Source organism: Romboutsia sp. 13368 (genome assembly GCF_018336475.1).
Classification (GTDB): domain Bacteria; phylum Bacillota; class Clostridia; order Peptostreptococcales; family Peptostreptococcaceae; genus Romboutsia.
On sequence record NZ_CP048741.1, the window covers coordinates 2,314,821 to 2,326,428 of the forward strand.

Consider the following 11,608-nt stretch of genomic DNA (forward strand, 5'->3'; position numbering starts at 1 on the left):
TTCCAAAATTTTTTTTTGCTTGTTGAAGACCTTCCCATGCACTTTGGTTAAATGATTCATCATTTATTCCTCCAAGGTCAGCTATCATACCTATTTTTATATCTGATGATGCTGTTAAGTTTCCTTCAGTTGATTTAGTACCACATCCTACTAACATTGATGCTGACATTACAACTGATAAACTTAATGCTGCTAATTTTTTAAATTTGATATTTATTCTCTCCTAATGCATTATATTAAATGTATTTATATGTTTTTTATTCCCACTCTATTGTTCCTGGTGGTTTTGAAGTTATATCATAAACTACTCTGTTTGCTCCATCAACTTCGTTTACTATTCTATTTGATATTTTTTCTAAAACATCATATGGCATCTTATACCAATCAGAAGTCATACCATCAGAAGATGTAACTGCTCTTATACCAACTAAATAAGCATATGTTCTTTCATCTCCCATAACTCCAACTGTTTTTACATCTGGAAGTGTAGCAAATGCTTGCCATATTTCCTTGTATAAGCCATGCTCTTTTAATATATCCATATATATAGCATCAGCTTCTCTTAATATATCACATTTTTCTTTAGTTACTTCACCTATAACTCTTATTCCAAGACCTGGTCCTGGGAATGGATGTCTAAATATTAAATCTTCATCTATTCCTAATTCTAAACCTATTTTTCTTACTTCATCTTTGAATAATTCTCTTAAAGGCTCTACTATTTGGAATTCTATATCTTCTGGTATTCCACCTACATTGTGGTGAGATTTTATAGTTGCAGCTTCTCCATGTCCACTTTCAACTACATCTGGATATATAGTTCCTTGAACTAAGAAGTCCATTTTTCCAAGTTTATTTGATTCTTCTTCAAATACTCTTATAAACTCTTCACCTATTATTTTTCTCTTAGCTTCTGGTTCTGTTACACCTTTTAATTTTCCTAAGAATCTATCTTCACAATTAACTCTTACTAAGTTCATATCAAACTTTTCTCTGAATATTCTTTCTACATCGTCACCTTCATTTTTTCTAAGTAAACCATGGTCTACAAATACACAAGTTAAGTTATCACCTATCGCTTTATGTACAAGTACTGCTGCTACTGATGAATCTACTCCACCACTTAAACCACAAAGTACTTTTTTATCACCTATTATTTCTTTTAATTCTTTTATCTTGTCAGTTATAAATGAATCTGTAGTCCAGTCTCCACTTACTTCACAAACATTGTATAAGAAGTTTCTAAGAACCTTATCTCCATCTTGGCAATGCTCAACTTCTGGATGGAATTGTACTCCATATAATTTCTTTTCTGTATTTTCCATAGCTGCCACAGGACAGTCTTTAGTTTGTGCTATAGATTTAAATCCTTCAGGAAGTTTATCTATTAAATCTGTATGACTCATCCATACTATGTTCGTAGATATTCCTTCAAATATTGCTGATTCATTGTATGTTATTTCAGTTTTTCCATATTCTTTCTCAGCATTAGTTCCTTTTCTTACATTCCCACCTAATATATGAGACATTACTTGTATTCCGTAACATATACCAAGTATGGGAACTCCTATTTCAAATATTTCTTTAGCTATTTTAGGTGAATCTTCTAAGTATGCACTGTTAGGTCCACCTGTAAATATTATCCCTTTAGGATTCATTGCTTTTATTTTTTCTATATCTGTAGTATATGGTATTATTTCACAATATACGTTATTCTCTCTTACTCTTCTTGCTATTAATTGGTTATATTGACCCCCAAAGTCAACTACTAATACTAATTCATGCTTCATACCCTATATCTCTCCTTGTGTGCTGTAGTTTGGTGCTTCTTTAGTTATTGTTATATCGTGTGGATGACTTTCTTTTAAAGATGCTGCTGTTATTTTTATAAATGCTGCATTTTCCATTAATTCTTCTAATGTAGGTGCTCCACAGTACCCCATACCTGCTCTTATTCCACCTATCATTTGGAATATTATATCTTCAGCTTTACCTTTATATGCAACCATTCCTTCTACACCTTCAGGAACTAATTTTTTAGCATCATTTTGGAAGTATCTATCTTTAGAACCTCTTTCCATAGCTCCTATAGAGCCCATTCCTCTATATGTTTTATAAGATCTTCCTTTATATAAAACTATCTCTCCTGGACTTTCCTCTGTACCTGCAAATAATGATCCCATCATACATACTGAAGCTCCCGCTGCTAATGCTTTAACAACATCTCCAGAGTACTTTATACCACCATCTGCTATTACTGGTATTCCATATTTCTTACCAACTTCAGCACAATCCATAACTGCTGTAACTTGAGGTACTCCTATTCCTGCAACAACTCTAGTTGTACATATAGAACCTGGTCCTATACCAACTTTTACACAGTCAGCTCCTGCTTTTATTAAGTCTTCTGTAGCTTCTGCAGTTGCTACGTTCCCTGCTATTACTTGAAGTTTTGGATATGTTTCTTTTACCTTTATAAGAGCATCCATTACACCTTTTGAGTGACCATGCGCACTATCTAAAACTATAACATCAACGTTAGCTTTAACTAATGCATCTACTCTATCCATAAGGTCTGCTCCAATACCTACTGCAGCTCCACATAATAATCTTCCACGTGAATCTTTTGCTGAATTAGGATATTGTATTTTCTTTTCTATATCTTTTATAGTTATTAATCCTTTTAAATGACCTTGGTCATCTACTATAGGTAACTTTTCTATTTTATGTGCTTTTAGTATTTGTTGAGCTTCTTCTAAAGTTACCCCCTCTTCGGCTGTAACTAATTTCCCTTTTGTCATAACATCATCTATTTTTTTTGTCATGTCATCTTCGAATTTTATATCTCTATTAGTTATTATCCCTATTAATTTATGAGCTTCATCTACTATAGGCACTCCCGATATTTTATATCTACCCATTATATCGTCTGCTTCTTGTAAAGTATTATCTTTTGATAAGTAGAATGGATCTACTATAACTCCACTTTCGCTTCTTTTTACCTTATCAACTTCTAATGCTTGCTCTTCTATAGACATATTTTTATGTATTATACCAATTCCACCTTGTCTTGCCATAGATATTGCCATTTTAGATTCAGTAACAGTATCCATACCTGCACTCATTAGGGGAATGTTTAATCTTATCGTCTTTGTTAAATAAGTTGTTGTATCTACATCCTTAGGTAATACCTCTGATTTTTGTGGTATTAATAAAACATCATCAAACGTTAAACCTTCTTTTAGTATTTTAGCCATTTTTAATTCTCCCCTTCCCTTGTATTTTTACGAATATATTTATAATTTTGTATCGTTTTGTTCGTTTTAAAAGTGATTATAAAAAAACCTGCATAATAATTCCATTTTTTAAAGTGAAATTACTATACAGGTTTTCTAAGCATTTTTGGTTATAGCCAACATATAGGGATATTAATCAGCCTACATACTTACTTAATAATGCTTATTTATAATAATTTCACTCATAGTCAAGATATTTACGGCATCTTGGTAGAAACTCTCAGACCTTATCTCTGAGTTTATACGAGTGATGTATTTCCTATTTCATTAAGTCTTTTTTATGTTGAATATAATTTATCAAAAATTATTCTTCATGTCAATAAATTTATATTAAAATTTTTATTAATTATATCCGTTATATTATTTATTACTTTATTCAAAGGAATATTCATTGTTTTTGCTATAGCTTTACAATCTTCATATTCAGGGGTAACTCTAATTAGTTTACCGTTATAGTATCCTAATTTTACAGATACTTCACCAAATTGTGTTTCTATTTTAGTAAATTTTCTATCTAGTATTACTCTATTATATTTACTATATCTTACTCCAAATGTACTTGTCTGCAACATTATTAAATCTATAAATTTATTTAGATCTTTTTCCTTACACAATATGAACAATTTAATTGCAGGTCTATTTTTTTTCATATATATACTTTGGGTGTATATATCTAATGCCCCATCAAGCATAGCTTTTTCATATACATATGAGTATATTTCAGAAGACATGTCATCAATATTTGCAACTATTTCATATACAAATTCTTCTTTTTTTTTACACCTAAAACAGTTCTTAATATATTAGGAACTTCAAACTTTTTGTGTCCCATTCCATATCCAATTTGCTTAACTTCAAATTCCAATACATCTACAAATTCATCACATAAAGTTTTAATTATAGCTGCTCCTGTTGGAGTTGTACATTCACCTTTGACTGTATTTAACTTTACAGGTACATCTTTTAAAATTTCTATTGTTGCTGGTGCAGGTACAGGCATAATTCCATGGTCACATCTTACAAATCCCGACCCTACTGGAACTGATGTTGCATATATCTTATTTACACATAGTAAGTCTACTAATATACATACACTTACTACGTCTACTATAGAATCTATTGCACCAACCTCATGAAAATGTATTTTATCAATAGTTGTACCATGAACTTTAGCTTCTGCTTGTGCAATCACCATAAATATTTCTTTTGATTTATCTTTTACAAAGTCATTAAGAGATGATTTATCTATAATATCATATATATCAGATAAATGCCTATGTGAATTTACTTCTTTTGTTATAACCTCTACCTTTGTTCCCACTATACCAGATTCATTCTTTTGTTCAATATTTATTTCAAACTCCCCATCTAGATTTAACTTATATATTTCATCTAAAAAAACTTCTTTAGGAATCCCTAAATCTAATAGTGTTGCTATAGTCATATCCCCAGATATTCCATTAACTATATCAAAATAAAGTATTCTTTCTTCCATTATAGTCTCCTTATCATTGTCCCAAATTTAATTTAGTCTAATTTATTTATTGTTGCTGCCAAATATCCTGCTCCAAATCCATTATCTATATTTACAACAGATATTCCAGATGCACAACTATTCAACATTGTTAAAAGTGCTGATAATCCACCAAAATTAGCTCCATATCCAACAGATGTAGGTACAGCTATTACAGGTACATCAACCAAACCTCCAACAACACTAGGAAGAGCTCCCTCCATACCTGCAACTGATATTATAACTCTAGCACTTTGTAATATATGTTTTTTATTAAGCAATCTATGTATACCTGCAACTCCTACATCATATACTCTTTCCACATCATTACCTAAAAATTTTGCAGTATAATATGCTTCATCTGCAACTGGTATATCTGATGTTCCACCACTCACAACTACTATTTTACCTTTTCCAATGTTAGTGATTTCATGATTTTGAATCTTTATCACTTTAGATAATTCTTCATATTCACAATTAGGATATATTTCTTTTATTTTTTCAAAAGTTTCTTTCCTACATCTAGTACCTAATATATTTGAACCCTTTTCCATCATTTTTTCTATAATTCCTAATATATGTTCATCACTTTTACCTTCACAGTAAATAACTTCTGGATATCCATTTCTTATTTCTCTATGGTGGTCTATATTTGCATATCCAATATCCTCATAAGGTAAATTCTTAAGTGAATTTAGTGCATCATCTATATTAGTAGAACCACTTTTTACATCTTCTAATAATCTTCTTAAATCCATATGTAATTCCCCTTTATTTATATCTTCGGGATGTATTTAATTATTAAAACTTAACTAATCTTATAACTTTTATAATAATTAAATTCCAAAATTTAGTATACTAAAATTATATCACTACTACATTATATTAAAAGTATTACATGATAGATTTTATAATAAAGAGAGTAATTTTATTTTAAAATTACTCTCTTTTTTATTTTGTAATCTATACTCATAAATTATTATAAGCATAGATATTTATATTAACATATTTATATATTAAGCATTCTTAAGTTCTTGTAAATGAGCTTGAACTTCTTCCATCTTTTCTTTATCAAGTGGATAGAACTTCATAGCTATTAATGATGCTATCCAACCTAACATTGGCAGTCCTATAAATAAGAACATTGTAGTCCAGAATAATTGTGGAGTAGCTATATCAGTTACATCTGGCATTCTATCTGCAAATCCTATTGATGCAACAGCAAATGCTATTATAGTTGTAGAGAAAGATGATACCATCTTATCTATAAACGAGAATAAAGTTCCCATCATACCTGGTACGAAACGTCCACTTAAGTAAGTTTCATAGTCTGCACAATCTGATATCATTGGAATAACAAATGCTCCTGATACAGATACAACTCCTTTTGCTATTATATATAGTCCTATAAATGCAACTGTCATAAAACTTATATTTTTTAAGCTTATCTGAGTCATGTCCCCAAATATGAATAATGCTGCTAAAGCTGTATATACAATTATTGAAGCCCATGTAAATGTAACTAAAGCTTTCTTTTGACCTAGCTTTTGTGCATATTTTGTTCCTGCCATAGTTATTAATATGTTTGGTATTACTATTATTGTACCTATAGTACCTGCTAAAGAATAATCTCCCATTAATATACCAAATAACATAACTATAACTGTAGCATTTCCTGCAACATTTAAAGCTATTTTATCTGTACAAGCTGCTACTACAAGCATTTGTAAAGCTCTATTTCCTTTTAATACTGGCCAATAATCTTTAAAGCTAACTTTAGGAGTTTGACCTCCTAATCCAAAGAACTCTGTTCTATCCTTAGTCCATATACCAAATACTGCTAAGGCTGTAAATATAGCTGATCCTATTATAGTAAATGTAATTAATTCATAATATAAACCTATTTCTCCAAATCCACCATGCTTTGGTACTAAGTAACTTGATATATATATTTGCATCCCATTAAAAAGTATTGCATTATATATTGCATCAAATAAACCAAATTTAGGTCTTTTTGCAGGGTTATTTGTCATACACGCTTGACCAGCCTTTGTACAAGCTGTTTGACAAGTATAACCAACTATATATACTGCATAACATCCTATAAAGTATATCAATCTAATATTTTCTGGAACTTTATGTACAGTTGTGTATATTACAAAAGTCATTACTCCTAATATAATGTTACCTATTACTATAAATGGTCTAAATTTACCAAATTTACCATCTGTTTTGTCTATTAAGAAACCTACTATCGGGTCTGTAATCCCATCAAATATACGCATTGCTGTTAGTATAAAACCAACTACTGTAACTAGTAATCCACCTATACCTGTTGCATACATCGATATATAACCCATAGTAAGCATATAAAGATTTGTAGCTGTATTGTTTAATGCAAATAATCCTAATCTCCACGTAGGACAATCATTATATTCACTTATATTATCAGAAAACTTCCCTACTTTACCTAAATTCCCTTCCATAAATTTATCCCCCTTGAATTTAGTAACGTTTTCCTAACTTTAAAACCAATTAATTTTTATTTAAGTCATTGGATAGTTTGTGCAATTTACTTATATACTTTTTTATAATTTAATAAATTATTTGTATTAATCCATCTCTTCGTTAAATATTTTTTTAACAATTATTGTTAAAATTTTTATATACTTTAAGTTTAGCATTGTTAAAACAAGGAAATTTTAACAACGCTAAATTATATAATAATCCTATATATTATGCATTTATACTACAAAGTATATTGTTATGATTAAATCTATCTTCAAAACCTAAACTTCTAAGATTATTTGCACTTATTTCTAAACTATCATATGGGTCTCTACCATATGTATTATCTTGCTCTATGAATATGTGCTCTACTCCTGTTTCTCCAGCTAAATCTATTATAGATTTTATATCTAAGTTTCCTTCACCTATTTCAGCAAATTCAACTACATCTGACATAGCTCTCATTATACCCTCTAATCCACCTGACATATCAAATGTTTGAGCTATTCTGTAGTCTTTTATATGTATTATCTTAGTTCTTCCTTCTAATTTCTTTATCCATTCTAAAGGATTTACACCAGCTCTTTGTAACCAATGTACATCAAGTTCAAATCCTAAACATTCTGGATCACTTTCTTCAGCCATTATATCCATTAAATATTTACCATCATATTTAGCAAATTCCATATGGTGGTTGTGGTAGTATAATGATAAACCTTCTTCTTTTAATCTTCTACCCATTTCATTTAATTCTTTAGTGTATTCTATTATTCTTTCTTTTGAACCTAAACAATCGAAAGATATCATACCTATTCTTATATATTTGCATCCTAATGCTTTAGTATCTGCAACTATTTTGTCGAAATCATCTCTTAAAGTTTCCATTTTTATTCCTGGAGCCATTGGTTTTAATGCCGCACTAGTTGCACAAACTCTCATATCAAACTCTTCTAAAGAGCTTTTTATTTGTTCTACATTTTCAGGAGTCATCTCTATTTGTGATAATTCAACTGTAGAGAATCCTATTTCTCTAACTCTTCTAAATGTTTCTCTTATTCCATCTTGAGCTATTTTATCTTTTAGCATCATCATTTGAACGCCTATTGTAGGTTTTTGCATAATATATCCCCCCAAAGTATTGTTTTTCTTGATTCTGAAGATTCTCTTATTGAATCTATCATTTTTATAGATGGTATAGCATCTTTTATATGTACATAATCCTTAGAATTATTCACTAAACAATCATAGTATTTATTTATTAATTTACCATGACTAGCACCATAGTAATGCTTTGCACCACTAAGTCTTTCATCTTCAGCTATTTCAATAAGTTCTCCATCTATATGTCTATATAACTTACTATCTTTAATACTAAACATTCCCTTTTCTAATACAACTTCTATTTCTACACTTGAGTTAGTTGCATTAGCTATTGTTGCAAAGAATATTCCCTTTGCTCCATTTTCAAAGTTTATAATTGCATTTGCTGTATCTTCAACTTCTATATCATAATCTAAAAAATTATCTATATTACCTTTTATAGATTTTATATTTCCACCTAACAATTGCATTAAATCTAATGTATGTACTGATTGGTTAATCATAACTCCACCACCAGCAAACTCCATTTTACCTCTCCATGGCTTTACTGTGTAATATTCCTCAGGTCTATTCCATGCAACTAAACCTTTTATTCCTATTACCTTTCCATAAACACCAAAATTAATTATTTCTTTAAGTTTTTCAACAGTATTGTTGTATCTATTTTGTAGACATATACATATATTTGTATCTGTACTATCACTTAATTCTATAAATTTTTCAGCTTCCTCTGTATCTAAGCAAAGTGGTTTTTCTAGGAGTACATTTACTCCTAGATTAGCCACTTCTTTAGTTACAGGGTAATGAAGGTAATGTGGTAAGCATATATGCACACAGTCTAATTGCTCTTTTTGAATCATTTCTATATAATCAGTATAAAAATTTACATTTTCAATTAAACTACTCCTAGTTTCATCTATATCACATACTGCTACTAATTCTGCCTTCTCACTTGACTTTATAGAATGAAGATGAATCATAGAAACATCTCCTAGACCTATGACACCTACTCTTAGAGCCATACCTTCCCCTTCTTTCTGCTTTATATCTATTATGCAAAAACTTCTTCTTTATTTTTAGCTTCTTCTTCTATTCTCTTATTTAATTCTGATAAGTATAAATCTTCATTGAATGGTAATTCAACATCTTGACCTAACCAGCTAGATAAGTGCATTGCATTTGATAACATTACACCTTTTATACCTTCTGTTCCTGGTGCTAATAATGGAGTTCCTTCTAATATAGCTTCTGTGAAGTTTATCATAACATTAACATGTTGAGTTCCCCATTGATCTGGTATTTCAAATTCTTCAACATCGAACATATCTGACATACCTTCTCCTCTGAATAAATTAGCAACATCTGCAAATGTTAATCTCTTATTTAATTCATTTTCACTTTCTTTCATTCTCTTAACTGTTACTTTCTTACTTCCTTCAACTAATATTTTACCTTTATCTCCATGTATTTCAAATCTATCAGTTCCTAATATATCATGTGTACAAGTTATGAATGTTCCTGTAGCTCCATTTGGATATTCAACAAATGCAGTAACATCATCTTCAACTGCTATATTTCTGTGAGAACCAAATTGTAAGTTTGCTCTTACTTTAGATGGCATTCCACATATCCATTGCCATAAGTCTAATTGATGAGGTGCTTGGTTAGCTAAAACTCCTCCACCTTCTCCTGACCAAGTTGCTCTCCAGTTACTCATATCGTAGTATGCTTGTGGTCTCCACCAAGTAGTTATTATCCAGTTAGTTCTTCTTATTTCCCCTATTTCTCCATTAGCTACTATTTCTTTTATTTTTTGATATAATGGGTTTGTTCTTTGGTTAAACATCATACCAAATGTTAAGTGTGGCTTAGACTCTGCTAATTCATTCATTTCTCTAACTTTTTTAGTGTAAACACCAGCTGGCTTTTCAACTAATGTATGTAAATCTCTATTTAATGCTTCTATAGCTATTACTGGATGGTCATAATGTGGAGTTGCTATTAATACTGCATCTATTTCTTTACTATCTAACATATCTATGTAGTTATCAAAGAATTTAACATCCTTAGGTAATTTTTCTGACGCCCATTCTTTCTTTTCTGGGTTAACATCACATACAGCTGTAAGTCTAGCATTTTTAACTTTTCCTTCTGCTAACCAAGTTGCATGAGATCCTCCCATTTGTCCTATACCAACTATACCAAATCTAACTTCTTTCATTTCTCTTCCCCCTATTGTTTTTAATCTAAATTCTATACTCTTTAGTATATCTACCAAAGATTTATGTTGAAGTGCATATGCACTTTCGCCATCTAATCCCTTGTCTGTCTTTATAATGTCATGAACATCTTCTAATTCTAAATCTTTTAATGAATCAAATATTACTAAGTGTGGTTCCATAGTTAAGAAACCTTTATATCCATTTCTTATAGCATCTGTTAAGATTTCTTCTATCTTACCTTCACCTGTACCACATACAACATTTTCTTTATCAGCTCGATTAGCATCTTTTATGTGATAATATTCTATATAATCTTTTAAAAGTTTATAGCATTCTTTAGTATCTTCTTTACATTGAACAAAGTTTGCAAAATCAAATATTCCCTTGAAATTATCTGAAGCAACTTCTTTAAATATAGTTAAACATCTGCTAGCTATATCACCATATATGTCTTTTTCATTTTCATGAAGAAGAACCACATTATATTTTTCTGCTATACTAGCAAATATTTTTAACTTCTTTATTACCTCATTTTTACAATCCTCAGGATTTTTATCCTTTGGAATATAAAAACTAAACATTCTAATATATTTACATTCTAGTATATTAGCCATTTCACAAAGTTTTTCTAATAAACTAACTTGCTTTTCAAATCCTTCTTCATCATCAATAAATACTTTTCCTATAGGAGAACCTATAGAAGAAACTTTTATACTATATTCATCTAGTTTAGGTTTTATGTAATCATTAAGTTCATCTATAGAATATTCGCTGAAATTCTTTTCATTTACACCCCTTATAGAAATATAGTTCATACCTAAATTTTTAACTGTTTTTAGCTGAGTATCAAAATCACTACTTATTTCATCTGAGAAACCAGATATATGTATATTATTTAACATGCATTACCCCCCTATATCTCTTTAGTTATTTTTTTAACTTTTTTGATGTTAATATTTAATATAAAA

7 protein-coding genes, 1 pseudogene and 1 riboswitch are annotated in these 11,608 nt (G+C 29.9%); all 8 genes and pseudogenes read right to left on the reverse strand.

All coding sequences use genetic code 11. The features are described 5' to 3' along the window. Window positions 1–257 precede the first annotated feature (257 nt). Window positions 258–1,790, reverse strand: a complete 1,533-nt coding sequence (gene guaA, locus G3997_RS09680; protein ID WP_296645565.1) for a glutamine-hydrolyzing GMP synthase — start codon at window positions 1,788–1,790, stop codon at window positions 258–260. Window positions 1,791–1,793: 3 nt separating this feature from the next. After that, window positions 1,794–3,257, reverse strand: coding sequence for an IMP dehydrogenase (guaB, locus tag G3997_RS09685; RefSeq protein WP_296645566.1), 1,464 nt, complete (start codon window positions 3,255–3,257; stop codon window positions 1,794–1,796). Between the two features lie 204 nt (window positions 3,258–3,461). Further along, window positions 3,462–3,563: riboswitch (purine riboswitch) on the reverse strand. A gap of 44 nt (window positions 3,564–3,607) precedes the next feature. Beyond that, window positions 3,608–4,791, reverse strand: a pseudogene (larC, locus tag G3997_RS09690) (nickel pincer cofactor biosynthesis protein LarC). A gap of 32 nt (window positions 4,792–4,823) precedes the next feature. Next, complete coding sequence (larB, locus tag G3997_RS09695; protein WP_296645567.1) at window positions 4,824–5,567, reverse strand: nickel pincer cofactor biosynthesis protein LarB; 744 nt, start codon at window positions 5,565–5,567, stop codon at window positions 4,824–4,826. 258 nt (window positions 5,568–5,825) lie between these two features. Then, window positions 5,826–7,295, reverse strand: a complete 1,470-nt coding sequence (locus tag G3997_RS09700; protein ID WP_296645568.1) for an MFS transporter — start codon at window positions 7,293–7,295, stop codon at window positions 5,826–5,828. A 250-nt stretch (window positions 7,296–7,545) separates the two neighbouring features. Continuing rightward, window positions 7,546–8,436, reverse strand: coding sequence for a sugar phosphate isomerase/epimerase family protein (locus tag G3997_RS09705; protein WP_296645569.1), 891 nt, complete (start codon window positions 8,434–8,436; stop codon window positions 7,546–7,548). After that, on the reverse strand, window positions 8,418–9,440 hold the full coding sequence (locus G3997_RS09710) for a Gfo/Idh/MocA family protein (protein ID WP_296645570.1): 1,023 nt from the start codon (window positions 9,438–9,440) through the stop codon (window positions 8,418–8,420). The genes G3997_RS09705 and G3997_RS09710 overlap by 19 nt, the downstream gene beginning before the upstream one ends. A gap of 29 nt (window positions 9,441–9,469) precedes the next feature. Continuing rightward, window positions 9,470–11,542 (reverse strand): Gfo/Idh/MocA family protein, encoded by a 2,073-nt coding sequence (locus G3997_RS11435; RefSeq protein WP_330616133.1) that lies wholly within the window; start codon window positions 11,540–11,542, stop codon window positions 9,470–9,472. Window positions 11,543–11,608: the final 66 nt, after the last annotated feature.